Origin of the sequence: Micromonospora sp. NPDC005553 (genome assembly GCF_042871765.1) — a bacterium.
Taxonomy (GTDB): Bacteria; Actinomycetota; Actinomycetes; order Mycobacteriales; family Micromonosporaceae; genus Micromonospora.
In genome coordinates this window covers 139,044-165,282 of sequence record NZ_JBIAJD010000001.1, presented here as the reverse complement: position 1 = coordinate 165,282, position 26,239 = coordinate 139,044, and the positions used below count along the sequence as shown (strand labels likewise).

General features: G+C 71.1%; 26 protein-coding genes. 15 read left to right on the top strand and 11 right to left on the bottom strand.

Features of this window, described 5'->3' with window-relative positions:
* Positions 1–277: 277 nt before the first annotated feature.
* The 3 genes from ACFYPG_RS00895 to ACFYPG_RS00885 all read left to right on the top strand — a co-directional run bounded on the left by ACFYPG_RS00895 (position 278) and on the right by ACFYPG_RS00885 (position 4,525).
* Positions 278–679, top strand: a complete 402-nt coding sequence (locus ACFYPG_RS00895) for a hypothetical protein (RefSeq protein WP_355007440.1) — start codon at positions 278–280, stop codon at positions 677–679.
* Between the two features lie 87 nt (positions 680–766).
* A complete protein-coding gene (locus tag ACFYPG_RS00890; protein WP_355007441.1) occupies positions 767–2,863 on the top strand; it encodes an amino acid transporter in 2,097 nt (698 codons plus the stop codon).
* Positions 2,864–3,037: 174 nt separating this feature from the next.
* Positions 3,038–4,525, top strand: coding sequence for a hypothetical protein (locus ACFYPG_RS00885; protein WP_355007442.1), 1,488 nt, complete (start codon positions 3,038–3,040; stop codon positions 4,523–4,525).
* 148 nt (positions 4,526–4,673) lie between these two features.
* On the opposite strand, the gene ACFYPG_RS00880 is transcribed toward ACFYPG_RS00885, so the two are convergent.
* A complete protein-coding gene (locus ACFYPG_RS00880) occupies positions 4,674–5,633 on the bottom strand; it encodes a TIGR03557 family F420-dependent LLM class oxidoreductase (protein WP_387350857.1) in 960 nt (319 codons plus the stop codon).
* A gap of 161 nt (positions 5,634–5,794) precedes the next feature.
* Positions 5,795–6,676, bottom strand: coding sequence for an NAD(P)-dependent oxidoreductase (locus ACFYPG_RS00875; RefSeq protein WP_387349338.1), 882 nt, complete (start codon positions 6,674–6,676; stop codon positions 5,795–5,797).
* Positions 6,677–6,744: 68 nt separating this feature from the next.
* On the opposite strand from ACFYPG_RS00875, the gene ACFYPG_RS00870 reads away from it, so the two are divergent.
* Complete coding sequence (locus ACFYPG_RS00870) at positions 6,745–7,134, top strand: helix-turn-helix domain-containing protein (RefSeq protein ID WP_355007445.1); 390 nt, start codon at positions 6,745–6,747, stop codon at positions 7,132–7,134.
* Positions 7,135–7,212: 78 nt separating this feature from the next.
* Here ACFYPG_RS00870 and ACFYPG_RS00865 read toward each other — a convergent pair whose 3' ends face one another.
* A complete protein-coding gene (locus ACFYPG_RS00865) occupies positions 7,213–7,419 on the bottom strand; it encodes a hypothetical protein (protein ID WP_387349336.1) in 207 nt (68 codons plus the stop codon).
* 252 nt (positions 7,420–7,671) lie between these two features.
* On the opposite strand from ACFYPG_RS00865, the gene ACFYPG_RS00860 reads away from it, so the two are divergent.
* Positions 7,672–8,499, top strand: coding sequence for a hypothetical protein (locus ACFYPG_RS00860; protein WP_355007446.1), 828 nt, complete (start codon positions 7,672–7,674; stop codon positions 8,497–8,499).
* A gap of 12 nt (positions 8,500–8,511) precedes the next feature.
* Here ACFYPG_RS00860 and ACFYPG_RS00855 read toward each other — a convergent pair whose 3' ends face one another.
* The 3 genes from ACFYPG_RS00855 to ACFYPG_RS00845 form a co-directional block, all read right to left on the bottom strand.
* Positions 8,512–9,669: a low temperature requirement protein A gene (locus ACFYPG_RS00855; RefSeq protein ID WP_355007447.1), complete on the bottom strand. Its 1,158-nt coding sequence runs from the start codon at positions 9,667–9,669 to the stop codon at positions 8,512–8,514.
* 178 nt (positions 9,670–9,847) lie between these two features.
* Positions 9,848–10,804, bottom strand: coding sequence for a 5'-3' exonuclease (locus tag ACFYPG_RS00850; RefSeq protein WP_355007448.1), 957 nt, complete (start codon positions 10,802–10,804; stop codon positions 9,848–9,850).
* A 61-nt stretch (positions 10,805–10,865) separates the two neighbouring features.
* Entirely contained in the window at positions 10,866–11,093 is a 228-nt protein-coding gene (locus ACFYPG_RS00845; protein ID WP_355007449.1) for a hypothetical protein, read from the bottom strand.
* 305 nt (positions 11,094–11,398) lie between these two features.
* On the opposite strand from ACFYPG_RS00845, the gene ACFYPG_RS00840 reads away from it, so the two are divergent.
* Positions 11,399–12,286 carry a winged helix-turn-helix transcriptional regulator gene (locus ACFYPG_RS00840; protein ID WP_387349334.1) on the top strand — a complete coding sequence of 296 codons (888 nt, stop codon included), beginning with the start codon at positions 11,399–11,401 and terminating at the stop codon, positions 12,284–12,286.
* A gap of 63 nt (positions 12,287–12,349) precedes the next feature.
* Here ACFYPG_RS00840 and ACFYPG_RS00835 read toward each other — a convergent pair whose 3' ends face one another.
* Positions 12,350–13,717, bottom strand: a complete 1,368-nt coding sequence (locus ACFYPG_RS00835; RefSeq protein ID WP_355007451.1) for a glycosyl hydrolase family 18 protein — start codon at positions 13,715–13,717, stop codon at positions 12,350–12,352.
* 202 nt (positions 13,718–13,919) lie between these two features.
* Between ACFYPG_RS00835 and ACFYPG_RS00830 the strand changes: the two genes are divergently transcribed.
* The 3 genes from ACFYPG_RS00830 (at position 13,920) to ACFYPG_RS00820 (ending at position 16,782) form a co-directional block, all read left to right on the top strand.
* Positions 13,920–15,029, top strand: coding sequence for a M24 family metallopeptidase (locus ACFYPG_RS00830; RefSeq protein WP_387349331.1), 1,110 nt, complete (start codon positions 13,920–13,922; stop codon positions 15,027–15,029).
* Positions 15,026–16,168, top strand: coding sequence for an acyl-CoA dehydrogenase family protein (locus ACFYPG_RS00825; RefSeq protein ID WP_387349329.1), 1,143 nt, complete (start codon positions 15,026–15,028; stop codon positions 16,166–16,168). Before ACFYPG_RS00830 ends, ACFYPG_RS00825 begins: the two co-directional genes overlap by 4 nt.
* 107 nt (positions 16,169–16,275) lie before the next feature.
* The gene (locus ACFYPG_RS00820) at positions 16,276–16,782 is read left to right on the top strand and encodes an Lrp/AsnC family transcriptional regulator (RefSeq protein ID WP_112732312.1); all 507 of its coding nucleotides are present in this window, start codon (positions 16,276–16,278) and stop codon (positions 16,780–16,782) included.
* On the opposite strand, the gene ACFYPG_RS00815 is transcribed toward ACFYPG_RS00820, so the two are convergent.
* A complete protein-coding gene (locus ACFYPG_RS00815) occupies positions 16,712–17,323 on the bottom strand; it encodes a histidine phosphatase family protein (RefSeq protein ID WP_355007454.1) in 612 nt (203 codons plus the stop codon). The two genes, ACFYPG_RS00820 and ACFYPG_RS00815, sit on opposite strands and share 71 nt — an antisense overlap.
* A 156-nt stretch (positions 17,324–17,479) precedes the next feature.
* On the opposite strand from ACFYPG_RS00815, the gene ACFYPG_RS00810 reads away from it, so the two are divergent.
* Positions 17,480–17,674: a CsbD family protein gene (locus ACFYPG_RS00810; protein ID WP_387349327.1), complete on the top strand. Its 195-nt coding sequence runs from the start codon at positions 17,480–17,482 to the stop codon at positions 17,672–17,674.
* Between the two features lie 319 nt (positions 17,675–17,993).
* Positions 17,994–18,884, top strand: coding sequence for a polysaccharide deacetylase family protein (locus tag ACFYPG_RS00805; protein WP_387349325.1), 891 nt, complete (start codon positions 17,994–17,996; stop codon positions 18,882–18,884).
* Positions 18,885–18,887: 3 nt separating this feature from the next.
* Here the strand turns inward: ACFYPG_RS00805 and ACFYPG_RS00800 are convergent, their stop codons facing one another.
* Positions 18,888–19,832: an NADP-dependent oxidoreductase gene (locus tag ACFYPG_RS00800; protein ID WP_387349324.1), complete on the bottom strand. Its 945-nt coding sequence runs from the start codon at positions 19,830–19,832 to the stop codon at positions 18,888–18,890.
* Positions 19,833–19,944: 112 nt separating this feature from the next.
* Between ACFYPG_RS00800 and ACFYPG_RS00795 the strand changes: the two genes are divergently transcribed.
* The gene (locus ACFYPG_RS00795; RefSeq protein WP_387349322.1) at positions 19,945–20,493 is read left to right on the top strand and encodes a TetR/AcrR family transcriptional regulator; all 549 of its coding nucleotides are present in this window, start codon (positions 19,945–19,947) and stop codon (positions 20,491–20,493) included.
* 104 nt (positions 20,494–20,597) lie between these two features.
* Here the strand turns inward: ACFYPG_RS00795 and ACFYPG_RS00790 are convergent, their stop codons facing one another.
* Positions 20,598–21,773, bottom strand: a complete 1,176-nt coding sequence (locus ACFYPG_RS00790; protein ID WP_387349319.1) for a low temperature requirement protein A — start codon at positions 21,771–21,773, stop codon at positions 20,598–20,600.
* Between the two features lie 169 nt (positions 21,774–21,942).
* On the opposite strand from ACFYPG_RS00790, the gene ACFYPG_RS00785 reads away from it, so the two are divergent.
* Complete coding sequence (locus ACFYPG_RS00785; RefSeq protein WP_387349317.1) at positions 21,943–22,512, top strand: RNA polymerase sigma factor; 570 nt, start codon at positions 21,943–21,945, stop codon at positions 22,510–22,512.
* Positions 22,509–23,570 (top strand): hypothetical protein, encoded by a 1,062-nt coding sequence (locus tag ACFYPG_RS00780; protein ID WP_387349316.1) that lies wholly within the window; start codon positions 22,509–22,511, stop codon positions 23,568–23,570. The genes ACFYPG_RS00785 and ACFYPG_RS00780 overlap by 4 nt, the downstream gene beginning before the upstream one ends.
* Positions 23,571–23,627: 57 nt before the next feature.
* Here ACFYPG_RS00780 and ACFYPG_RS00775 read toward each other — a convergent pair whose 3' ends face one another.
* Entirely contained in the window at positions 23,628–25,034 is a 1,407-nt protein-coding gene (locus ACFYPG_RS00775) for a KamA family radical SAM protein (RefSeq protein WP_387349314.1), read from the bottom strand.
* Positions 25,035–25,187: 153 nt separating this feature from the next.
* On the opposite strand from ACFYPG_RS00775, the gene ACFYPG_RS00770 reads away from it, so the two are divergent.
* Positions 25,188–26,237: a zinc-binding alcohol dehydrogenase gene (locus ACFYPG_RS00770; protein ID WP_355007580.1), complete on the top strand. Its 1,050-nt coding sequence runs from the start codon at positions 25,188–25,190 to the stop codon at positions 26,235–26,237.
* Positions 26,238–26,239: the final 2 nt, after the last annotated feature.

Here is a 26,239-nt window from a genome sequence, read left to right as displayed (position 1 = left end):
TCGGTCACTCAGGGGACAGCCGGTCGGCCCCGGGGGGTGTCGACCGTCTGCCGCCGTCGGCCGGCCCGGGGGGGTCGGCCGGCGGTGGGGGAACGCCGGGTGGGAGTCGCGTCGACGGCCGGCGGATCCGGGGGTGTCGGCGGGCGCGGATCGGGTACGCCCGCGCCATGACCGTCCTGGCCCGGCGTCGGCCCGCCGCCCGCCCCCGGCCCGCGCGGCCCGGCCCGCTGCGGCCGGGTGGCCCGGTGTCGAAACCCACCGCTCGGCCCGGCGCCCGATGACCGGCGTCGTGGCCCGGTTCCCGTTCCGCTTCGATCCAGCGTTTCGCCCGGTGCTGGCGCTGCTCGGGGTCCGCCCGGCGACGGCCTGGGTCGCCGTCACCGAACGGGATCTGATGATCCGGTACGGGCCGTGGCGGCTGCGGACCGACCGGGGCAACGTCACCGCCGTCGAGCTGAGCGGACCGTACCGCTGGTGGCGGGCGATCGGCCCGCACCTGTCGCTGGCCGACGGCGGCGCGACCTTCGGCAGCAGCGTGGCCGGCGGGATCTGCCTGCGCTTCGGCGTACCGGTGGCGGCGCTGGTGCCCGGGGGACGGCCCCGGCACCCGGCGGCCACCGTCACCGTCGCCGACCCACCCGCGCTGGCCCGGCTGCTCGCCGTCGCGGACCTGTCCTGAGCAGGCCGAACAGGTACCCGGTTCCGCCGATCGGGCGCCGAGGCACCGCCTACCGTCAGATCAGGACCTGTGAGGGTGGGACTGGCGATGGGTGACGAGCACCGGGCAAAACCACGGCGGTGGAGCGGGCGCCGACACGCGCCGAGCGGGCCGGACCCGGCGCTGCGGGCGGCCCGCGATCCGGCCCGCCCACATCGCGGTGGTCGGCAGGGCGTCGTGGTGCCCGAACGCGTGGCCACACCGGCCCGCTCGGCGCCGCCGGCCAGCCCGCTGCGCCGGTGGCTCTTCCAGCACCAGGTGCAGCCGCCCGGCCCTGAGGCGACCGAGGGGCAGAACCGTAGGCACGCCTGGTGGCAGGTGATGTGCCTGACCGGCGTGGACTACTTCTCCACGCTGTCGTACCTGCCGGGCATCGCGGCGGTGGCGGCCGGGGCGCTCTCCCCGCTGGCGACCTTGTTGATCGTCGTGCTCACCCTGTCCGGCATGCTGCCGATGTACCGGCGGGTGGCCCACGAGAGCCCGCACGGTCAGGGTTCGGTGGCGATGTTGGAGCGGTTGCTGCCGTTCTGGCGGGGCAAGATCTTCGTCCTCGTGCTGCTCGGCTTCGTGGCCACCTCCTGGATCATCACGATCACCCTCTCCTCGGCCGACGCCACCGTGCACCTGCTGGAGAACCCGTACCTGCCGGACGTCCTGCACGGGTCCGTGGTGCCGGTCGTGGTGACGGTGGCGCTGCTGCTCATCCTCGGCGGGGTGTTCCTGCTCGGGTTCCGCGAGGCGGTGGTGGTGGCCATCCCGCTGGTCGCGGTCTTCCTGGTGCTCAACGCGGTGATCGTCGTGGTCGCTGTGGGTCGGATCGTCGAGGACCCGGGCATCGTGTCGAACTGGACGGCCGCGGTGACCGCGACCGGTGGCGGACCGGGCCAGGTGCTGCTCACCGCCGTGTTGGCATTCCCGCTGCTGGTGCTGGGGTTGTCCGGTTTCGAGACCGGGGTCAGCATGATGCCTCTGGTGGCGGCCGACGGCCCGGACAAGCAGGCCCGGCTCGCCGCCCGGATCCGCAACACGCGCCGTCTGCTCACCACCGCCGCGTTGATCATGTCGGTGTACCTGATCTCGACGACCTTTGTGACCACGGCGCTCATTCCGGCGGAGGAGTTCCGGCCGGGCGGCGGCGCGAACGGGCGGGCGCTGGCGTTCCTGGCGCACGCCTACCTGGGGGAGGTGTTCGGCACCGTCTACGACGTGAGCAGCGTGCTCATCCTCTGGTTTGCCGGCGCCTCGGCGATGGCCGGGCTGATCAACATCGTGCCCCGCTACCTGCCGTCGTACGGCATGGCCCCGGAGTGGGCGCGGGCGGTACGCCCCGTGGTGATCGTCTACACCGTCGTCAGCGTCGCCATCACGATCGCTTTCCGCGCCGATGTCAACGCCCAGGCCGGGGCGTACGCCACCGGGATCCTGGCCATGATGGTCTCCGGGGCGGTGGCGGTGACGATCTCCGCGGCCCGTCACCACCGGCGGGGTTCCGCGATCGGCTTCACGGTGCTGACCCTGGTGCTGCTGTACGCGCTGCTGGAGAACGTCATCGAACAGCCGGACGGCATCACGATCTCCGCGCTGTTCATCCTCGGCATCATCGTGGTCTCGTTGGTCTCCCGGGTCACCCGGACCACCGAGCTGCGCGCCGAGCGGATCGAGTTCGACGAGGCGGCCCGTCGGTTCATCAGCGAGTCGCTGGCGCACGACGGGCAGCTGCACCTGATCGCGAACAAGCGGCAGAAGGGGTCGGTGAAGGAGTACACGCTCAAGGAGCGGGCGCAGCGCGGGATGAATCCGGTGCCCGGGGCCGCGGACGTGCTGTTCCTGGAGATCGATGTGGTCGATCCGTCGGAGTTCAGTCAGGTGTTGCGAGTGCACGGCATCGAGGTGGGCGGCTTCCGGGTGCTGCGGGCCGACAGCCCGGCCGCGCCGAACGCGATCGCCGCGATCCTGCTGGCCCTGCGGGACGCCACCGGGGTCCGGCCGCACGCGCACTTCGAGTGGTCGGAGGGCAGCCCGATCGCGCACCTGGCGCGCTACCTCATCCTGGGCCGGGGGGACACCCCGCCGGTGGTGCGGGAGATCATCCGTCGGACCGAACGGGACCCGCTGCGTCGACCCGGCATCCACGTCGGCGGGTGAGCCTGATGCCGCTCTGGCGGTTTTAAAGATGAAAGAGGGCACTATTCACGTTCACACCTTCCTGTCCGTATTGCGGACCTATCGTGACGTTTGGTAGCCGGCGAACTCGTCGAGCCCCCCGCGCCCGAATCGGCGCGCGGTCACGTCACGTACGCAGGAAGGTAGGCACCGTTGATGTCCACGTACCGAGAGGGAGACCGCGCGACTCAACCCAGACGGCGGTCCCGATGGCTCTTAGCCAGCGGCTTGCTGGCGGGGAGCTTGGTCGTGGGAGCGGCCGGAGCGGCCGCCGCCGCCGACCGCGCCCTCGCCCTCCCCGGTCTGGCCCGGCTGACCCCGGCAGCCGACGACGACCGCCGCACCGGCGACCGGCCCGACCCCGACGCCGAGCGGGCCCGTCCCACCACCCCCGGCACCGGCAAGCGAGGAGTGGTGTCGGTGCCGTGCGACGCCGCGAAGCTGGTGGCGGCGCTGGTCACGGCCAACGCCGAGGGCGGCGGCGAACTCCGCCTCGCGCCCAAGTGCCGCTACACCCTCACCGAGGCGTTCCACGAGACCGACCAGTACGACGGCGGGATCCGGGACGCCCGCGAGGCCGCCGACGCCGCGGAAACCCCCGGCGACGCCGACGCGCCGCCGCACAACCCGGCCGACGACACCGCCGGCCTGCCGGTGATCTACCAGGCGATCACGATCGACGGCGCGGGCGCCACCATCTCCCGGGCCGCCCAGGCCGCCGCGTTCCGCTTCTTCACCGTCCGTGATGGCGGCGAGCTGACCCTGCGCGACGTGGAACTGCACAACGGCCGATCGGCCATCGAGGGCGGCAGCCTGCACGTGGTGCACGGCGCCACCGCCGTGGTGGAACGGGTCACCGTCACGCAGAGCACCTCGCTGTCGCCCGAGGGGGGTGGCGGCGGCATCTTCAACGACGGCAACATGGTGGTCACCGATTCCACGTTCGTCGGCAACAGCGCCTCCGGCGCCGCGGGCAAGGGCGGGGGCCTGCTCAACGGCGGCGTACTGACGCTGAAGCGCTCGGAGTTCCACCGCAACAGCGCCAACGCCTACGGCGGCGGGCTGGGCAACTACCGTGGTGCCGCCGACGTGGAGAGCGTCTCCTTCACCCAGAACAGCGCCGTCCAGGGTGGCGGGCTGGCCAGCTTCTCGGCCCGGACGAAGGTCTCCGACACCGAGCTGCTGAACAACACCGCGCAGGTCGGCGGCGGTGCCGCCAACTCCGACGCGGTGCTGGTGATGCGCACGATGACCATCCGCGGCAACACGTCCACACTCAACGGGGGCGGTGTCTCGACAGTGAAGGGCCTCACGCCGATCGACGACAGCGTGATCGAAGGCAACACCACCCACGGCCTCGGAGCCGGCATCTACGCCGAGAAGGCGAACCTGCTGGTCCGCGGCAGTGACGTGACCCGTAACGAGGCTGTCGGCGCCGCGTCCCAGGGCGGGGGCATCTACGCCAACGCGGGCTCGGTGGCGATCTACACCAGCAAGGTCACCCACAACGCGTCGACGGTGAAGCCCGGCGGCATCTTCGGCATGCACGCCCAGGTCAAGATCGACGATGAGAGCGTGGTGGTCGAGAACGAACCGACCAACTGCGAGGGCAGCCAGGTGCCGATCGCCCACTGCTTCCGCTGAGCGTCGACCCGCGCACCATCCCGAGCGCGTTCATCCCGAGTGCACCGCCCGTCCGGACGATCGTCCGGACGGGCGGTGCTCCGTCACGTGACGCCGAGGGTTCGGCGTCGTCACGGCGTTAACCCCTCGCGCGCAGGGTCACGGCGCGTCAACCCATCGCGCGCAGGCGGCCGGAGAGGTCGCCGGCGAAGAAGTCGAGAAAGCCGTCCGGGTCGGGGCCGGCGTTCTGCAGGACGATGTGGTCGAAGCCGGCCTCGACGTACGACCGGACCTTGGTGACGTGGGGTTCCGGGTCCGGGCCGATGGCGAAGAGCTGCCGGATGTGCTTCTCCTCGACGTACGCGCTGGCCGCGTCGAAGTTGACCGGGTTCGGCAGTTCGCTCATCACCTTCCAACCGGTGACCATCCATCGGCTCGTCTGCAACACCGCCTGCACCGCCTGTTGCTCGTCGGTGGCCCAGGCCAGTGGCACCTCGGCGTAGCGCGGGCCCGAACCCTTGGCGCGTCGGTAGTGTTCGACGATCGACGCGTCCGGCTCGGTGGCGAACAGGCCGTCGCCCAACTCGGCGGCGAGCCGTGCCGACACCTCACCGCTGGCCGCCACCGCGATCACGGGCAGGGTGTCCGGCAGATCGAAGATGCGGGCGTCCTCCAGGTGCAGGTGCCGGCCCTCGTACGACTGGTAGCCGCCCTGCCAGAGCAGCCGGATGATCTCCAGCGCCTCGCGTAGTCGCTCGTGTCTCCCTCGAACGCTGGGGAAGCCCTGCCCGACCACGTGCTCGTTGAGCCGCTCGCCGGCGCCCACTCCGAGGGTGAACCGACCGTCGGAGATCAGCGCCATGGTCGCTGCGGCCTGCGCGATGATCGCCGGGTGGTAGCGGACGGTCGGGCAGGTGACCCCGGTGGCCAGGCGCAGGGTGCTGGTCCTGGCCGCGATGGCGCCGAGCACGCTCCAGGTGAAGGACGAGTGCCCCTGCGCGTCCAGCCACGGGTGGAAGTGGTCGCTCATCTCGACGAAGTCGAAGCCCGCCCGTTCGGCAAGGACGGCCTGGCGGATGATCTCCTGCGGGCCGTACCCCTCTGCGGCCAGCTTGTAGCCGATCTGCATGCCCACACTCCCGATCCCGTTCGCTGACTGAGGCATCGGCCGTTCCCGGCCCCGGCGTGGACAAACGCCGCAGGACTGCAAACCAGCCTCCTAGGATGCCATAGGCGGTGTGCGGTGGCCGACCGCAAGCACCAAGCACCGCCTCCAGCCACCGCACCCCGTCAGCGCACCAGCAGATCGATGACGCCCGTCAGGTCCTCCGCACCACCTCCCTCCGCCAGGCGGCGGCGCATCAGGTCGAAGTAGGGGCGGAGCAGTTCGGGGCTGACGCCCTGCTGCTCGGCGGTGCGCAGAAAGGTCGGCGTGCCCGCCACCTGCATGGCGAGAGGGGAGACGACTCCGTCGGTGTAGTTCCCGCTGCGCAGTTGGTCGGCGGTCTGCCGAACCGTCGGGATCATCGCGACGAGCCAGTCGGCGAGCAGTGGGGCGAGCGCCGTCGGGTCGATGTCCTCCCGACGGATCAGGGCGAAGGCGTGCGCGGTCCCGGCGAACATCCCGTACATGGCGCTGAGGAGAGCCACGTCGTGCAGGGCCGCGAAGCCCGCGTCCTCGCCCACGTAGGTGGTGCCGACCGGGACGCCCAGCGTCGTGCGGTGCCGTTCGAAGAGCGCTCGCGAGCCGCTGTAGAAGACGTAGCCGCCGGCCTCCGGAACGCCAACCATCGGCGGGACGGCCATGATGCCACCGTCCAGGTAACGCGCGCCGTGTCGGCGTGCCCAGGCCGCGCGGGCGCGGGCCTGGGCCGGGGTGCTGGTGGTCAGGTTGACCAGATCCCGGCCGGTCAGGTCCACACCGGCCAGCACCTCCTCGACCGAGCTGTCGTCCAGCAGGCACACGACGACCAGGGTGCTCGCCGCGACCGCCTGAGCAGCGCTGTCCGCGACCCTTGCCCCTTCGGGCGCGAGCGCGGCGGCGCGGGCCGGGGTGCGGTTCCAGACGGTGAGCGGGTGGCCGGCGGCAAGCCAGGCGCGGGCCAGTGCGGTACCCATCGCGCCGAGTCCCAGCATCGTGACGGACGGCTTCTCCACAGTGTTCGGTTCCATGCCGATTAGGCTGGTCATCGCCCACCAGGTGATCAAGTACGCACTTCGGAGTGCGTGGTTACCCGGGGGTGAGCGAGCAGGTCGGAGGGGTGGGCATGGCGACGGTGAACCGGCCGGGCACCGCGGACGGACACGCCTGCGGTATCGACACCGCGATGGAGGTGATCGGCGGCAAGTGGAAGGTGCTGATCCTCTGGGCGCTTCACGAGCACCCCCTACGTCGCTTCGGCGAGCTGCGTCGACTGCTTCCGGGGGTCACCGAGAAGGTGCTGGCCTCCCACCTGCGGGAGATGGAGGCGGACGGCATCGTACGCCGCGTCTCCCACGACGAGGTGCCGCCCCGCGTCGAGTACTCGTTGACCGAGGACGGCACGCGCCTCAACGACGCCCTCGAGCCGCTGGCCGCCTGGGGACGCGACCGGTCGACCGTTCGACGGTCGGGGGAGGAGTCGGGCTAGTGCTCCGGTGCGACCTCGCCGAAAACTGCACCGGCCCGCGCCCCACTGCGGGGGCACGGGCCGGTCTACGTCTGTTGCCTACTTGGAAGGCTCGGGCAGCTTGCAGTCGACCTTCGGGTTGGCGCCGATGTAGTTCAACGGCCCGGCCACGACGGTGACCAGGATGGTGCCGGCCTCGGCGCAGTTGGTGTCGTCGCCGCTGTAGTAACCGCGCTGGCCACCGGCGATGGCGCCGATCACCAACCAGATCACGACGATGACTCCGAGAATCGAGGTGCCGCGCATCGCTGCCTCCTGAGGTATGTGGTGGATCTGAGGTGCAGCCGTTGTACCCAATCAGGTCGCGCGGCTAACGGTTGCGTGCTAGGACCCCCGCCGGATCCCCCATCCGGCCGATGCCGGCCGCCGTTGTGTACCGCCCGGGCATCCGCCGCCCGCACCGGGTAGCGCCTGTCGGCTATCGGATCGGCGACCGACCTCGCCGTCATCCGGGTGAGTGGACGTAGAACTGCCTCACGGCCCCGCCGAGGAGGACTCATGGACGCCCCGACACCGCCCCTCTACATCGACCGCCCCGAAGACGTCGCGGTCGCGGCCCGCGCGCTTGCTGGCGGCGCGATCGTCGCGGCGGCGTTCGCCAACTTCTACGCCATCGTGACGCGCCCCGACGCGGCCACCGTACGCCGGGTCAACCTGGCCAAGGGTCGACCGGCCCACCAGGTCGGCAGCATCACCACGGTGATCGGCCGGATCCCCGGGATGTTCGACTGGACGCGGATCTCGCCGCGGTTGCCGGTCGGTCGGGTGCGGGCGCTGATGGACGCCCTCTACGGGGCCGGGCCGTTCGGCTTCCGTGGGCCGGCCGCCGACCGGCTCCCCGACCATTTCACGCAGATCGACCAGGGGATGAGGACCACCCAGGTGATCGCACCAGGGCTGACCTGCCCCTCCAACGCCTTCTTCGAGCGGGCGCTCGCCGAGACCGGGACGGATCACCTCTACATCACCTCGGCGAACCGCTCCCGGCATCTCACCGGCGCGGCGGAGGAACCGGCGCACTGGAAGGCGGGCGCCCTCGCCGCCGACTTCGCCCACCTCGACGATCTGGTGGTGCTGGTCCACCGGGACGAGGCAGCCGCCCGCGCCGCGTACCCGGGCTACCTCACCACCTCGGTCACCCTGCTCTCGTTCCACGCGCCGGAGGGTGACCTCGAAGAACCGCCGGTGCTCACCGTGGACCGGCACGGATCGCTGCACGTGGACGACGTCCGCCGCGCCGCCGCGCCGCTCGGCCTGCAGGTGCGCCTGGCCGGAGGTGCCCGGGAACGACTGCAGGTCCGGGGGTACGCCGGGGCGCTGGTGTAGCTGGCGGGCGGCTCAGTGCGGCGGTGACGGGGCCTCCGGCGGCTTGCCGCGGCTACGCCGGAAGTCCGCGTAGGCAACGCCGACCAGGACCAGCAGCCCACCGAGGGAGGCGAACACCGGCGGCAGGTACAGCAGGCCGGGGGCGATGGTCAGCAGCGCCAGCACCCCGCCGGGTCGGGACCACGACACCCGGCTGAAGACCTCGTACTCGAACGAGGCCCGGCCGGCCAGGAACAGCGCCGGGCCGCCGAGGATCACCGCCAGCCAGGCCGGCGGTGTCCGTCCGGTCGGCTCGTGCAGCACCAGGTGGAAGCCGGCCGCCGTGGTGACCACGCCGGAAATCATCAACAGATGGGTGTACGGCGCGCTGAACAGGAACTTGCTGGGCGACTCCGCCGCCTTGATGGCGGTCGGCAGCAGCTCGCCGGACTTGTGCACGTAGATCCGCCAGAGCAGCAGCGTGGTCAGGAACGCCACAGCGAAGGCCCCGATGTTCTCGGCCTCGGTGTGCTCCATGCTGAACATGGTGCCGATAGTCAGGATGGCGTCGCCGAGCGCGATGATGAAGAACTGCTGGTAGCGCTCGGAGAGATGCTCCGCGGTGACGTTGCGCTGCTTCTCGGGCACCACCCCGAGACCCGGCACCGGGTACGCGAGTCGGAAGCCGAGGTAGTCGATGGCGAGCGCGATGGCCCAGCACACGATCCGGGCGTCTCCGCTGACGAATGCGCCGATGAGCCACGGGATCGCCGACACCACGAACCAGACGAAGATGCGGGCGGCCCGACGCTGGGTCTGTGGTTCGCGGCGTACCGCCGGCATCAGGAACAGCCCACGCCCCAGGTGGATCGCCACGTAGGTGCCGCCGAAGACGAGCCCTCGGTTGTTGAACGCCTCCGGGATCGCCGTGGTCATCAGCAGCGCGCCGAACATGACGGCGCTGATCAGCAGCTTGATCTCGGTGCGTTCCGGGTCGTACAGGTCGGTGACCAGCGTGGTGATCGCCCAGGTCCACCAGACGGCGGCCAGCATGATCAGTGCCTCGGCGGCCCGGTGCCAGTCGAGTCGTTCGGCCAGTCCCCGCGAGATGAGCGCCAGGGCGACCACGTACACCAGGTCGAAGAAGAGTTCGAGGAGGGTGACCCGGCGCGGGCCCTCTGGATCGCGCACCGGCGGACCGATGGCCCGTGGCGATCCGGGCTCCGGCGCGGGGAGGTGCACGGGTTACTCCTGCGGAACCGCTCGACTCGATGGACCTGTCCGGCCCACCTTCACGGACGGTAACGAGCGGGGGAGCGCGGGAACCCGCGTTCACCCGCTCGTCCCCCAACCGGGTCGTGCCGGGCGGTCACCCCGCCTGCGGGGATGTCGACGGCTTTTCGCCGCCGCGCGGGGCGGCGAGGGCGTCGACCAGGCGGCGGGCCGAGCCGGCCAGGTTCCATCGTTGGGCGAGCTCGAGCAGCCGGTCCGGGTCGGCCGGCGCGCTCGGCAGCGCGGTGGGCAGCTCCGGCAGGGGCACGTCCAGGGCGACCCGGACCACCGTCGGCGCGACGCCCAGGTAGTCGCGGGCCGCGACCAGCTTGGCGCGCAGGCCCGGTGCGAAGGACGAGTCGGAGTCGTCGAGCGCGGCCAGGATGCCGGCGATGCTGCCGTACCGCTCGATCAGCCGGGCGGCGGTCTTGTCGCCGACGCCGGCCACCCCGGGCAACCCGTCACTCGGGTCGCCGCGCAGCGCGGCGAAGTCGGCGTACCGGTCGGCGGGCACGCCGTAGCGGGCCCGCACGGCGGCGTCGTCGCAGTCGTCGAGCTTGGCGACGCCGCGCCCGACGTAGAGCAGTCGGACCGGTCGGGCGTCGTCGACGAGTTGGAACAGGTCGCGGTCGCCGGAGACCACCTCGATCGGGCCGGGCTGGGTCACCGAGAGGGTGCCGAGCACGTCGTCCGCCTCGTAGCCGGTCGCGCCGACAGCGGTGATGCCCACCGCGGTCAGCACCTCCAGGATCATCGGCACCTGCGGGGAGAGGGTGTCCGGAACGATCTCGCCGCCCTGCGGGGCGACCCGGTGCGCCTTGTACGACGGCAGCAGGTCGACCCGCCAGGCCGGGCGCCAGTCGTAGTCCAGTGCGCAGATCATCCGATCGGCGCCCCGCACCCGGATCAGGGTGGCGAGCATGTCGAGGAAGCCGCGCACCGCGTTGACCGGGGTGCCGTCCTCGGCCCTGGCGGCGGACTCCGGGATGCCGAAGTAGGCCCGGAAGTAGAGGCTGGCTGAGTCGATCAGCAGGATCGGGGGTCGGTGTGCCACGCCGGACAGCCTGGCACAACCGTCCGACGATCTGGGGTACGCCCGGCCGCTGGTGGTGGTGTCAGCGTCGCTCGTCGGGCTGGTAGACGGTGTCCCGGCGGGCCAGGTGCTGCACGACGTAGCTGGTCACCAGCAGCAGGATCGCGACCACCACCTCGACCCAGGCCGCGATGCCGTCGGCGACGGTGACGCCGATGACGAGCAGGACCAGGCCGACGAGCGCGAGGACTCCGGCCCACAGTTGGCGGCGACGGCGGGTCGCCGCCCGGTTCGTCTGGTTCCCTGCCACGTCGGTCCTCCCGGTCAGGTCGCCCGCACGGGCGCCCGGTCCCAGGCTAGGGCCGCAGGGGAGGCCCCGGCCCGGGAAACGACAGTGCGGGCTGGTACGCGGACGCGCCCAGGACGGTGCGCGCGGTCAGGGGCAGTGCGACCGCGCGCACCGCCGACCCGACCGTGCTGGTCGTGCCGGCGGCCCGCCAGCGCCAGAACACCCGGCCCGTTCGTCGACGTGCGCGTCGCCGTCCCCCGTTCGCCGAACCAGTCCGTTCCGATCTGAGACGGACTATAGTCGGAACGGGGTAACGGAGGTAGCGGGTGCGGCGAGAAGATCTTGCCGATGCGGACTGCGGCATCGCGCAGGCGCTCGGCGTACTGGGGGACTGGTGGACGTTCCTCATCGTGCGTGACGTCGCTGGCGGGACGACCCGTTTCGACGCGCTGCAACGGGAGCTGGGCGTCAGCCGACGCGCGCTGACCGAACGCCTCGGCGCGCTGGTCGAGCACGGCGTGTTGGAGCGCCGGCCGTACTCGCGACACCCACCGCGGTACGACTACCTGCTCACCCGGAAGGGCGAGGGGCTGTTGCCGGTGCTGATCGCGTTGCAGGACTGGGGAACGAGGCATCTGATGGGTGACGGTGACGTGACCGCCACGGCCGACGCCGACTCAGCCGAGGCGCGCCGGGTGCGCGACCTGGTGGGTCGGCGGTTGCCCGACGTCGTCCTGCCCGCCGCTGACGGGCATCCGGTGGCGGTGACCGCGACGGACGGGTGGACGGTCCTCTACCTGTTCCCCGGGGCCTACGCGCCGGGGATGCAGGGCCATCCGCCCGGCTGGGCGGAGATTCCCGGCGCCCGGGGTTGCACACTGGAGTCGGCCACCTACGCCAAGCGTCATCCGGACTTCGTGACCGCTGGTGTCCGGGTTTACGGGATCAGTACCCAGCGGCCCGACCAGCTCGCCGACTTCGCCGCGTACGCCGAACTGCCCTTCCCGTTGCTGTCCGACCAGGACGGGCGGCTCGGAGCGGGGCTGCTGCTGCCGGTGTTCCGCGCGGGCGGGGTGACCCGGTTCAAGCGGCTGACCCTGTTGGTCGACCCGACGGCGGTGGTGCGGGCCGTGCAGTTCCCGGTAACCGACCCGGCCGGGTCGGTGCAGGAGATGCTCGACCTGGTCGCTGAGCACGCCGGGGCCCCCGGCTGACGCCTACGCGCCGACCGGGGGCCCTGCGAGCCGGGCTGGTCCGGGGACCCTGCGCGCGCGGCGTCAGGCCGGGAGCGTCCAGCGCTGGTTGGCGCCGGCGAAGCAGTCCCAGATCTGCAGCCGGGCGCCGTCGGCGGAGGTGTTGTCGGTGACGTCGAGGCACTTGTTCGACTGCGGGTTGCGCAGCGTCCCGTTGGACTGCGCCTGCCAGACCTGGGCGCCGCTGCCGTTGCAGTCCCAGAGCTGGACCTTCGCGCCGTTGGCGGTGGACCCGCTGGTGATGTCGGCGCACTTGCCGAGGGCGCGCAGCGTGCTGTCGCTGGCGACCGTCCAGGTCTGCGCGTTGGTGCCGTTGCAGGTCCAGATCTGGATGGCGGCGCCGTTGGCGGTGCTGGCCGAGGCCACGTCGACGCACTTGCCACCGATGCCGGTGATCCGGCCGGTGCGTCCGGTCGGCGGCGGGGTGGTGCCGCCCATGATGGTGTCGTACATGGCGCTGAGCAGTGAGGTCGAGCCGCTGGTGTCCTGCGACAGCTCCCAGTTCATCACGCCGCCGGCGTTCGCGAGGGCCCACTGCGTCTTGCGCTTCACTGTCGGAATGCCGTTCCAGCACTGCTGGGACCCGTTGATGGTGGCGCAGTCCCGGTTGGCGTTCGCCGGGTCGAGCCCGACCAGGTACGAGTAGTTGTAGTAGACGGGGCGGCTGTAGAACGGGATGCCGAGGACGGCCTTGCTGGCCGGCAGGCCGCGGGCCTTCCATCCGTTGATGGCGTTGATCGACCAGTCGTAGTTGGCGTGCGGGCTGCCGCCGTCGTACGCCATGATGTTGAGCCAGTCGACCTGGTTGAACACGGCCGTCTGGACGCCCTGGACGCTGCCGCCCTCGCTGACCACGGCGGCGGTGAGCAGCTTGCCGCGGCTGTGCAGGGCGCTGCCGAGTTGCGTCATGAGCGCCGTGTAGTTGTTGGCCGAGGCGCCCGGGTCGGGGTACTCCCAGTCCATGTCGACGCCGTCGAGGTTGTACTGGTTGACGAAGTTGATCAGGTTGTTGACGAAGTTCGTGCGGCTGGTGGTGTTGGCGGCGAGCGCCTCGAAGGCGGAGTCGTTGCCGTCGTTCCAGCCGCCGACGGCGATGGAGACCTTGACGTTGTTGGCGTGCCCCTGCGAGACCAGCGAGGAGAGCCGGGCCCCGTCCACCCCTTGCAGGGTGCCGTTGCTGTTGGGCAGGACGAAGGCGTAGTTGATGTGGGTGAGCTTGTTGTACTGGATCGTGTTGATGTTGCCGGCCCAGGAGGGCATGTAGCCGACGCTCTTGAAGTTGTTCGGCAGCACCACTGCCTGCGCGGCGGTGGGAATGACGGTGAGGGTGGCGCCGGCGGTAGCCAGCGCGAGCAGGCCGGCGGCGAGGACGCGGCGCAGTGGTGAGGACATCGGGGGCCTTCCCGTGGGCGGGGGACGACACCCGCCCGCGCAGGGTTGTCGCGGGCGGGCGGTGCGGGGACGCAGGGACGGGTGGGCCTCGAGGCAGCCAAATCTTAAAGAGTGTTAACTGTCTGAGTCAATCAACACCTATGGATTTCCGGTCACCCGGTGCCGATAGGGGGTTTGCCCAAACGACCGTTAAGCTGGCGGGGTGGGAATCGACGAGCTGTATCCGCCGGATCGGTTGACCGCCGCGCAGCGAGCGACGGCCGCCGCCGGCCTGGACGCACTGCTGCTCACACCCGGCTCCGACCTGCGGTATCTGACCGGGTACGACGCCCACGCGGGGGAGCGGCTGACCTGCCTGGTGCTGCCCGCCGAAGGTGAGCCGACGCTGATCGTGCCGAGATTGGAACGTCCCGCGGCGGAGGCCGCCCCGAACACCGGCGTACGCATCGTCGACCACGTCGACGGCACCGACCCGTACCCCCTGGTCGTCGCCGCCCTCGACGGCCCGGTCGCGTCGGTCGGGCTCGCCGACCGGATGTGGGCCGAGCAGGTCCTCGGCCTGCGCGCGGCGCTGCCCGACGCCGCGCAACGGCTCGCCGGGGAGGTCCTGCGCGAGCTGCGGATCCGCAAGTCCCCGGCGGAGATCGCGGCGCTCGCCGAGGCCGGCGCGGCGATCGACGAGGTGCACCTGCGGATGGGCGAGTGGCTGCGCCCCGGTCGCACCGAGGTCGAGGTCGCCACCGACATCGCCGCGGCGATCCGCGCCGCCGGACACGTCACTGTCGACTTCGTCATCGTGGCGGCCGGACCCAACGGGGCCAGCCCGCACCACGGCACCTCCGACCGGCCGATCGGCGTCGGCGAGCCGGTGGTGGTCGACATCGGCGGCACGATGGCGTCGGGCTACCGCTCGGACTGCACCCGCACCTACCTGGCGGGCGGGTCGGCACCGGCCGACTTCCTGGACTACTACGCCGTGCTGCGCGACGCCCAACGCGCCGCGGTCGAGGCGGTGCGGCCCGGGATCACCGCCGCGGCGGCCGACGCCGAGGCCCGCGCGCCGATCGCCGCCGCCGGCTACGGTCCCGCGTTCCTGCACCGCACCGGTCACGGCATCGGTCTGGACGGGCACGAGGAGCCGTACCTGGTGGCCGGCAACGACCGACCCCTCGACGCCGGCATGGCGTTCTCCATCGAACCGGGCATCTACCTGGCGGGCCGGCACGGCGCCCGCATCGAGGACATCGTCGTCTGCACAACGGACGGCGTGCAACGGCTCAACACCACCCCCACGGAGCTCATCGCGCTATGACTGTCGACCGGATCCTCCCCACCGACGAGGCCCACGACCTGCTGGGTCTCGCCACCGAGCTCGCCGACGGGGAGCTCGCGCCGAAGGCCGCGGCCTTCGAGGAACGCGCCGAGTTCCCCCGCGAGGTGCTGCGCACGCTGGGCCGCGCCGGCCTGCTCGGCCTGCCCTACCCCGAGGAGTACGGCGGCGCGGCCCAGCCGTACGAGGTGTACCTGCAGGTCCTGGAGATCCTGGCCAGCCGCTGGCTCGCTGTCGCCGAGGCGGTCAGCGTGCACACCCTGTCCTGCTACCCGGTGGCGGCGTTCGGCAGCGACGAGCAGCGCAAGCTGCTGCCGGACATGCTCGGCGGCGAGTTGCTGGGCGCGTACTGCCTCTCCGAGCCGCAAGGTGGCTCGGACGCGGCGGCGCTGACCACCCGGGCGGATCGCGACGGTGACGCGTACCTGGTCTCCGGCACCAAGGCGTGGATCACCCACGCACGCACCGCCGACTTCTACAACGTCTTCTGCCGCACCGGCGGGCCCGGTCCGAAGGGGATCTCCTGTCTGCTCGCCGACGCGGGCACGGCCGGCATCACCCCGCAGGCGGCCGAGCGGACGATGGGGCTGCGCGCCTCCCCGGTCGCGCAGATCGCCTTTGACGAGGCCCGGGTGCCGGCCGACCGGTTGATCGGCGGCGAGGGGATGGGCTTCACCATCGCGATGTCCGCGCTGGACTCCGGCCGGCTGGGCATCGCGGCGTGCGCGGTCGGGCTGGCCCAGGCCGCCCTGGACTACGCGGTCTCCTACGCCCGGGAGCGGCAGCAGTTCGGGCGTTCCATCATCGACTTCCAGGGGCTGGGGTTCCTCCTCGCCGACGCGGCCACCCAGATCTCCGCTGCCCGCGCGCTGACCCTGGCGGCGGCCCGGCTGCGTGACGCCGGCCGGCCGTACGCCATCGAGGCGGCCAAGGCGAAGCTGTTCGCCACCGATATGGCGATGCGGGTGACCACCGACGCGGTGCAGGTGCTCGGCGGTGCGGGTTACGTGGCCGACCACCCGGTGGAGCGGTACATGCGTGAGGCGAAGGTGCTGCAGATCGTCGAGGGCACCAACCAGATCCAGCGGATGGTGATCTCCCGGGCACTCGCCAAGAGCTGACAACGGTACGTGGTGGTGGGGCTGCGGTGGGTGCGTCACGGCCCACCGCGGTCCGCCACTCGGGTACCTCGTCGCCGTGCGACGGTTTTCCCGGTAGGTTGCACGCCGTGGAGGAGATCGACCGCGCTATCGTCGCCGCGCTGACCGCCGACGGCCGTCTGTCGTACACCGACCTGGCCGAGCGGGTGGGGCTGTCGGTGTCCGCCGTGCACCAGCGGGTCCGTCGGCTGGAGCAGCGCGGGGTGATCAAGGGGTACGCCGCCCGGGTGTCGTTCGAGGCGCTGGACCTGCCGCTCACCGCGTTCGTGGCGATCCGGCCGTTCGATCCGTCGCAGCCGGACGACGCCCCGGAGAGGCTGGCCCACCTGCCGGAGATCGACTCCTGCTACTCGGTGGCGGGGGAGGACTTCTACCTGCTGCTGGTGCGGGTGGCCAGCCCCACAGACCTGGAGCGGGTGCTGCAGGAGATCCGCACCTCGGCGAACGTCACGACCCGGACGACAGTGGTGTTGTCCACGCCGTACGAGAACCGGCCGCCGAAGATCAGCTCTGCGGCACCGAGTCGGTCGCGGTCCCGGGTGCCGGAGGAGCCGGCTGGTTCCACCGCAGGATGACCTGCCGGCCGTGTTCGTGACCGAGCGCGCTGACAGTGGCGGTGTCCAGGCGTAGCCGCCCACCGGCGGACGGGGGCAGGCCGATCCAGCGGGCACCGAGCACCCGCAGGCTGTGCGCGTGCCCGACCAGCGCCACGGTGCCCCGGTCGAGCAGCGGGGTGACGCGGGCCAGCACCCGGTCGAGCCGTTCGCCCACCTCTGCGGGGGACTCCCCGCCGGGGCAGCCGTCGGTCCAGATGTTCCAGTGCGGATCGTCGTCGTGGATGTCGACTGTGGTGCGACCTTCGTACTCGCCGTAGTTCCACTCGCTGAGGTTCTCGTCGACGGCGTCGACGGTGAGCCCGGCCAGCTGCGCGGTGCGCAGCGCCCGGGAGCGGGGGCTGGTCAGCACTGTGACGAAGCGCCGGCCGGCGAGGAAGGCCGCCAGGGTGCGGGCCTGTCGCTCGCCGTCGGGGGTCAGCTCCAGGTCGGTGTACGAGGTGTGCCGCAGGCTGGCGCTCCAGGTGGTCTCGCCGTGCCGGATCAGCAGGAGCTCTCCCATGCGGTCAGTTAACCATCGTGGGTCGGTGCCGACAGCCGACCTCCCACTACCTATCTTCCTAGGATGCTTTAGCGGGTGTGCCGACCGGCACTGCCGGTTTCGGCACCCGGAGACCGGGCAAGCGAGCCAGGACAACCGCCAGACCGAGGAGGCGCGATGAGCTTCACCGAGAAGGCGAAGAACAAGGTTGAGCAGATGGCCGGCGCCGCGAGGGAGCGCGTCGGCGACATGACCGACAACGAGCAGATGCGTGGCGAGGGCGCCAGCCAGCAGAGCGACGCGCGCGCCAAGCAGGCCGGTCAGAACGTTAAGGACGCTGGCCGCAACGTGAAGGACTCCTTCACGAAGTGACCTGAGCGGTCCACGGGTCCCCGGGCGCACCGTCGCCCGGGGACCCGTCGCGCTGCGGTTCCTGTCTTGGCTCCCCTGCTCCGTCGATCATGGAGTTGTGGTGGGGGACCAAGCACCCTTGACTACCCAAACCCGGCACCACAACCCCATGATCGACGCTCCCAGGGCCTTCCCAGCCCTCACGCCTCGCCGATCTTGCACTTTCTGTTGCGGCATTTGGGGCATCCCGCTCAATCCGACGACCGTAAGTGCAAGATCGGCGAAGCATCGGGCGCGGGCGGGGCAGTGAGGGTGGCTCGCGTTTGGGATGATCGGCGGCGTGATTCGGGGTCGGCTTCGTCCGTTGTGGTGTGGCGTACTCGCGGCGGTGGCCGTTGTCGGTGGTGCCGCGTGTACGGCGTCCCGGGTGCCGCCGCCGGACCGGCCCGTCTTCGTCGGGTCGTCGGCCTCGTCCACCCCGGCCGGTGCGCCGTCGGCCAGCGTCTCGTCGCCGCCGGTGGTGGTTGCCACGGTGCCGGGCGCGACGCCCATCGGGACCAGGGCGCGGGTGGTGGATCACGGGCCGCGCAGCGGCGCCAAGGTCGCGCTGACCTTCGACGCGGACATGACCGACGGGATGTTGGCCAGCCTGCGGGCCGGCCGGGTGAAGTCGTACGCGAACCTGCGCATCCTCGACCTGCTGGAGCGGGAGCAGGTGCCGGCGACGTTCTTCCTGACCGGCAAGTGGGTGCAGCGATATCCGGACGTGACCCGGCGGATCGCCGGCAACCCGCGCTTCGAGTTGGCCAACCACACCTACGGGCACGCGGCGTTCACGGCGGACTGTTATGACCTGCCCCGGTTGCCGGTCGACGAGCTGGCCGGCGATGTGGCGAAGACGTTCGAGGTGATCGCGCCGTACGGCGGTCGGCAGACCCGGTACTTCCGGTTTCCCGGGTTGTGCCACGACGCGGCGGCGTTGGACGCCTTGGCGCCGCTGGGCGTGACTGTTGTCGACGGGGACGTGGTCAGTGGCGATCCGTTCGCGACGGCGTGGAAGCCGTTGGTACGGGCGGTGTTGGACCACGTTCGCCCCGGCTCGGTGGTGATCATGCATGTGACCGAGGCGAACGCGGCGATGACCGATGAGGCGCTGCCGCACATTCTGGCGGGGTTGCGGGAGCGAGGGCTGGTTCCGGCACCGTTGTCCGAGGTGCTTGCCGGGGGCTGAGGCTCAGCTCTCCTGCACGTCGTCGACGGTCATGACGATTTTTCCGCGGCGGGATCCGTGCTCGGCCGTGTGGTGCGCGTCGGCCGCCTTCTCAAGCGGGAAGGTCGCTTGGATTGGCACCCTGAAGCGGCCCTCGGTGAACAGTTCGGCTGCGGCGGGCAGGCCGTGGCGGCCGTCGGGTTCGCCGGCTAGTTGCCCCATGGACAGGCGGACGCCGTGGGTGGGCGCGGTGAAGTCCGCCAGGGTGAGCACCGCTGTCGGGTCGCCGGTGAGGTGGAGCAGTTCGGTCAGGGACCCGGCGCCGGCTACGTCGAGGGCGCGGTCGATCCGGGTCACACCCAGGGCGTCGAGGCGGTTGGTGAGGTCGGGGCCGTAGGTGACCGGTGTCGTCCCGAGCTGGCGGAGGAAGTCGTGGTTGTCGGCGCGGGCGGTGCCGATGACATGGACTCCGCGGGCGGCGGCGAGTTGGACGGCGGTGCTGCCGACGCCACCGGCGGCGCCGTCGACGAGGAGCGTCATCCCGGGCCGTAGGTGCAGCAGGTCGAGGGCCCGGGTGGCGGTCTCGATGCTGGTGCCCGCCGCGCCCGCCTGGGCCCACGGCATGGCGCTGGGTTTGTGCGCCCAGAGCTGTAGTACCGCGGACTGTGCGCTCGCGCCGCCGAGTCTGGCCAGCTCGACGATGCCGAAGACATGCTCGCCGAGGGTGACCCCGTCGACGTCGTCGCCGATCTCGTCGACGATGCCGGCCGCGTCGACGCCGGGGATGTGCGGCAACGGCAGTTGGGCGCTCATCGGGGTGCGGCCGGAGCGCAGGCCGATGTCGACGGGGGAGACACCGGCGGCTTGGACGCGGATGCGGATCTGGCCGGCCCGGGGCTGTGGCGCGTCGGTGCTGCCGAGGTGGAGTACCTCGGGACCGCCGAACCGGTCGTACTGCACGGCGAACATCAGGGGCTCCTCTGCCTGGTTGACGGGGTGGTAGTCGTACCGTAGGCGGGAAACGGAGCAGGCGTTCCGCTGCGGGGTCAAGTGAGAGGGTGGTTGGTCGGGGATGTCTCAGATGCAGCGTGCCGATGCCCGGTTCAACCGTGATCGGGTGGTGGCGGCGGCACGGGAGGCGTTCGCGTCGGCGGGGCTCGAGGTGCCCATGCGGGAGGTGGCGCGACGGGCGGGGGTGGGTGTGGCGACCCTGTACCGGCATTTTCCGACGCGTACGGAGTTGGTGGCGACGGTCCTGGCCGAGCGGGTGGACGACTGCGGTGTGCAGATGCGCCGCGCGCTCGACGATCCGGACCCGTGGCGGGCGCTGTCGGGGGTGGTGCGCGAGTTCGCTGAGCGGCAGATCCATGATCGGGCGCTCAACGAGGCGTTGTTGGGGCCGGGTGAGGTGGGTGCGGCGTTTCAGCGGGAGCGGCGGGAGCACGCGCAGGCGTTGAACGTGCTGGTGGTGCGGGCCCGGGCGGCGGGTGTGCTGCGCGGCGGCGTCGACGTGGACGACGTCCGCGCCGGCCTGCTGGCCATCGCGTCGCTACGGCGGTTGCCGGCGGCGACGAGTGCCCGGGTGATCGGTCGGGTCGCCGATCTGGTGCTAGCGGGTATCAGCGCCTGACTGGCTGCCGCACATCCTGGCCGATTTGCGACAGCGAGGGCTGGTGTCGGCGCCGGTGTCCGAGGTGCCGGTCGAGGGTTGAGCCGGCCCGGGCAACCGGGGCCTTACGCTCGTTCCGCTTCGAGGGATGCCCTCTCGTCGTCAGCGCGGTGGGTGGCCCGCCGGGCGTTTGTCACCAGCATCAGCACCAGGATGGCGATGGTGGTGACGAGCTGGACGGTCGCTGGCAGGGTGACGCCGATGGCGACGGTGGCCAGTGCCGCCGCCGCGGCGGCGAGTCGGGCCGGGGGGATGGGCAGGCGTAGGGCGCGGCGTACGGCGGCGATGCCGACGAGGTAGAGCGCGACGCCACCGCCGAGGGCGAGAGCGGCGCCGACCGTGCCCGGTTCGTCGGGTCGGGCGACGGCAGAGTGGAGACCGGCGACTGTCGCGATGACGCCGAGCAGCAGCAGGAAGTGCAGGAACACGTAGGTGCGGGCGGCCATCTGGCTGCGGGCGGCGGGGCTGGCGGCGGCCAGGGCCGCGGTGGCGGGTCGGGTGTCGGCGACGTAGGTCCACCACAGAGCGACGGGTACGGCGAGGGCGAGCACGATCGCGGTGGCCGTTGCGGCGGTGAGCTGGTCGGCGGGTACGCCCATGCCGATGGTGACGACGGATTCGCCGAGGGCGATGATGACGAGCAGTCCGTGTCGTTCGACGAAGTGCCCGGGGCGCAGGTGGAAGGCCTCGGGTACGCCGGTCCAGGACAGGCGGCGGGGGAGCAGGTAGGGCAGGACGGACTGGGTGACGACGGCGGCGGCCCAGAGTGCGGGTACGGCGGGGCCGGTGAACGCGGCGGCAGCGAGGACGAGGAGCGCGGCGCCGATGTTGTAGGGGGCGAGTCGCAGTGCGCCGCTGCGGGCGTTGGTGTGCAGAAAGAGGCTGAGGTGGACGGCGACGACGATGAGGTAGCCGATGGCGAAGAGCGCGCCGCCGCCGGTGAGGGCGTCGGGTAGGGCGACGGCGCTGATGAGGAAGCCTGCCATGCCGGCGAAGAGCAGCAGCCTGGTGGTGTTCTGTCGCGGTGGTAGGCGGTTGTTGAGCCAGGCGTAGCCGGTGTAGAGGTACCAGAGCAGGCCGAGGATCAGGGCGCTGCTGCCGAAACCGGCCCAGTTGAGGTGGGTTTCGAGGGCGTGGGCCAGTTGGGTGACGGTGAGGACGAAGACGACGTCGAAGAAGACCTCGTCGAGTGTGACCCGGTCGCCGGGGCCCGTGTTGGGAGCGGGCCGCGGGTGTCTCATGGTGGTGGACGCTAGTCGTCGGCGGTGTGTGGTGTTCCCGGGTTGAGGATTCCGCTGAGGGAGCGCCGTGGGTGGTTGTCGGCTGTGCCGGCCGCTGCTGGGGCCGAGCGTTGCGAGGTGGGTTTCGAGGGGCTGTCACGGTTGGGGCCGCACCGGACATGGAGTGGGTGTGAGCTCCGGCATTGAGTACTACGAGGACCGCTTCCGGCGCGTCTACCTTGAGCACTTCGAGCCGTTGTTGGCGTACGCGCTGCGGCGCGTGGCGCATCCCGAGGACGGGGCCGACGTCGTCGCGGAGACCTTCCTGGTCGCCTGGCGGCGCAGGCATGACATTCCGGCCGACGGTGAAGCTCGGCTGTGGCTGTACGGCGTGGCCCGGCGGGTGTTGGCCAATCATCACCGGGGCGGCGTTCGCCGGCAGCGGCTGGGTGAACGGCTACGTGAGCAGATCGCCGTCGTGGTGGCCGCCGATCCGGGCAGTGAGGTGCCTGAGCGGCTCGCTGTCCGGGCGGCGTTGGCGGGTCTGGGTGAGCTGGACCGGGAGGTGTTGATGCTCACCGTGTGGGAGGGCTTGCAGCCGCGCGAGGTGGCGGCGGTCCTGGGGGTGGGTCCCGCCGTGGTGCGGACACGGCTGTCGCGTGCGCGAGCCAGGTTGCGCGAGCTGGTCGGTGACGACCTGGGGCCGCCTGGACATGTACTCGACGTGCTGACCGCAGCGACCCGGAAGGAGCAGAAGTGACCGAGGAACATTTTGACCGGCTGGTTCGGGAAGCTGACCCCGCTCGGCTGGACCTCGTCGGACAGCTCGACGGGGTGAAGCAGACCCTCCTGGGGGAGATCATGTCCGAGTCGACGCTCGATCGGTTCGTGGTACCTCCGCGAGGGCGACCGAGTGTGCGTCGCTTCGCTGGTGTGGCGGCGGTCGTCGTGGTCCTTGCCGGTGTCCTGGCCGTCTCTGTTCTGCCGGGCGAGCCCGGGGAGGTCGGGCAGGTGGCTTCCGCTCCGAGCACCGGTGCTCCGGTCGTCTACTCGCCGGTGGCGATGCGGGCCGCGGAGAAGAATCCGCGGCTGCTGATCAACCGGCCCGGCTGGAAGGCGACCACCGTGTACGGGTTCACCCAGGAGACGGGCACCATCACGTTTCGCAACGGTGGACGCGAGTTGGAGTTCGACTGGTATCCGGCTGACGGTTACGCCGACCGTTACGCCGACCGGCTCCACGTCAATCGTCCGAAGGCTGTGCAGGTCGATGGCTGGCCGGGTGACCAGTTCGAGTATTCCGCCAGCGACTTCGAGGTGTTGCTCCGCCCCCGTGACGGGGTCTTCGTCGAGTTGCAGACCGGGGGTGACTGGTCCCGGAAGGAGTTCGCCCGGGTCCTCGCGAATGTGGTCCGGGCGGATGCGCGTACGTGGTTGGGTGCGCTTCCGCCGGAGATCGTCATTCCGGAGCGGGCGTTGGCGCGGGCGGGCGAGGTGCTCGCGGACGTGCCGCTCCCGCCGGGCTTCGACGTCGCGGCCCTGGTTGATGTCGGCATCTACGATCCCTACCACTTCGGTGCCGCTGTGACGTCGCGGGTGGGTTGCGGGTGGATCGCCGAGTGGCGGCGGGCGAGGTCGAGCGGGGACGAGGCTGGGGTGCGGCGGGCCGCCGACGCGCTGCGGAGCAGCCACGGGTGGCGGGTGCTGCGGGACATGGACAAGGCCGGCGACTGGCCGGAGGTGTTCTGGGAGTACGCCGACGAGATCGCGGCCGGGACGTTACGGCCCTCCTATGTCCAGGGCCTGGACTGCCGGTGACGGAGGACGGCGGCGCCTCCCGGGGAAGACCACCCTGGGGGCGCCGCCGTCGGTGGGTCAGTCGTCGCGGTGGTCGTTCCACCACTGCTGGCCGTCGGCGGGCAGGGTGTCGATCGGGTCGTAGTAGGCGTAGCGCTTGTTGAGCGCCTCCAGGTCGGCGGACTCGATGGAGGTGCGGTAGTTCTTCGTCCAGTAGGAGATGCCGCGCTCACGGTCGTAGTCGGTGAGCATGTGCACCCAGCGCTTACCGACGAAGGGGACGTCGCAGACGATGCGGGGGGTGGCGTAGCCGGGGAGGTAGCCCATGATGTCGTGTTGGAGTTGCTGGGCGTGCCAGACCGGGACCCGCCAGTGTTCGGCGTTGGGGATCATGTCGCACATGTAGAAGTAGTACGGCAGGATCCCGGCTTCGCCCTGGAGCGCGAAGCAGAGGTCGAGCAGTTCCGGGGTGGTGGCGTTGACGCCGCGCATGAGCACGCCCTGGTTGCGGACGTCGCGGACGCCGACGTCGAGGGCGGTCTGGGCGGCCTTGGCGACCAGCGGGGTGAGCGACTGGGCGTGGTTGACGTGGGTGTGGATGGCGAGGTTGACGCCGCGGCGGGCGGCGGTGCGGGCGACGCGTTCGAGGCCCTGGACGACGTCGGGCTGGAGCCAGTGTTGGGGTAGGCCCATGAGGGCCTTGGTGGCGAGCCGGATGTCGCGGACCGTCTCCAGTTCCAGCAGGCGCATGAGGTACGACTCGAGGTTGCGCCAGGGGACGTTGGCCACGTCGCCGCCGGAGACGACGACGTCGCGGACGCCGGGGTGGGCCTTGAGGTAGGCGATGTGGGCGTCGTAGCGGTCGACGGGCTTGAGGGTGAGTTTGAGTTTGTCGACGGCGGGGGTTGAGTTGCCGACGAGGTCCATGCGGGTGCAGTGCCCGCAGTACTGGGGGCAGGTGGAGAGCAGCTCGGCGAGGACCTTGGTGGGGTAGCGGTGGGTGAGTCCTTCGGCGACCCACATGTCGTGCTCGTGGAGGCTGTCGCGGCTGGCGTAGGGGTGTGAGGGCCAGTCGGTGCGCCGGTCGGAGGCGACCGGGATCATGTAGCGGCGGATGGGGTCGGCGAGCAGGGCCTCGGTGGTGAGGGTCGCGAACGGCACCATCGTGTTGATCATTTGTGGTGGCACCAGCATGGACATGGTGGCCATTGCCGACTGGTCGGCTTCGAGGTCGGCGTAGAAGGTCTCGTCGATCAGGTCGCCGAAGACGGCGCGGAGCTGCTTGATGTTCTTGACGCAGTTGACGCGTTGCCACTGGGCGGATTCCCACTGGTCGCGGGTGACGTGGCGCCAGCCGGGGAACCGGGTCCAGTCGGGTTCGACCAGGGGGCGGCGGTGGTATTCGTAGGGCTGCCCGGCGGTCGGTACGGCGACCGGGGCGTGACGGGGTTGAGGGACGGTCTCAACCGGTTGGGTCTGGGTCACGGCCCCTCCTCGGTGTTGCGGCTGATCATCGAAGCCCGAAGGCTACTGGAAAATATTCGGTACAGAAACTAGTCTGCCGTAAGTTTTCCCGTTACGCGAGCCTTGACCGGGGCTTCGGGCGGCTGGACAGGGGAGGTCGGCGTGACGTCACCGGTGGGACTGCACCGCGTCGTGCAACCGGCGGGGGTGCTGCCGCAGGCGGCCTGGCGCCTGGACACGTCGGCGGCGATCGCGCCGAACGAGGTGCGGATCCGGGTGCAGCGGCTCAACCTGGACGCGGCGAGCTTCCGGCAGTTGTCGGAGAAGCACGGCGGCGACGGTGACGCGGTCCGCGCCGAGGTGCTGGAGATCATCGCTACCCGGGGGAAGATGCAGAACCCGGTGACCGGGTCGGGCGGGATGCTGATCGGCACCGTCGAGGAGGCCGGTCGCCGGTCCCCACTGGGCCTCAGGGCGGGGGAGCGGGTCGCGACCCTGGTGTCGTTGACGTTGACGCCCCTGGTGATCACCGATGGGTTGGCCCGTTGGGACGGGCGCAGCGAGCAGGTGCCCTGTGACGGGTGGGCGATCCTGTTCGCGCGCTCCATCGCCGCGGTGCTGCCCGACGACGAGGACCCCCAGTTGTCCCTCGCCGTGCTGGATGTGTGCGGTGCGCCCGCGCTGACCGCCCGGGTGGTGTCGCGCTACGTCGAGGAGCGTCGGCGTGGCGGTGATCCGACACCGGTGCGGGTCGCGGTGATCGGTGGGGCGGGTAAGAGCGGGTCGTTGTCGCTCGCTGCGGCGCGACGGGCGGGCGCCGCGCGTACCGTCGGGGTGGTGCCGGTGGCGGCGGAGCGCGACGCGCTGACGGCCTCCGGCCTGGCGTCGGTGGTGGCGTTGGCCGACGCGCGCGACCCGGTGGGGCTGTCCACGGCGGTGACCACCGCGTTGGGGGTGCCGGCGGACGTGACGGTGGTCTGCGTGGACGTGCCGGGGTGTGAGCACGGGGCGGTGCTGGCCACCGCTGACGGCGGCACGGTGATTTTCTTCTCCATGGCGACGAGCTTCTCCGCGGCCGCGTTGGGCGCGGAGGGGTTGGCGGCGGACGTGACGATGCTGGTGGGCAACGGGTACGTGCCGGGGCACGCGGAGTTGGCGTTGGGGCTGTTGCGGGCCGAGCCTGGGGTGCGTCAGCTGTTCGCGGCGCGGATCGCGGCAGACTGAGG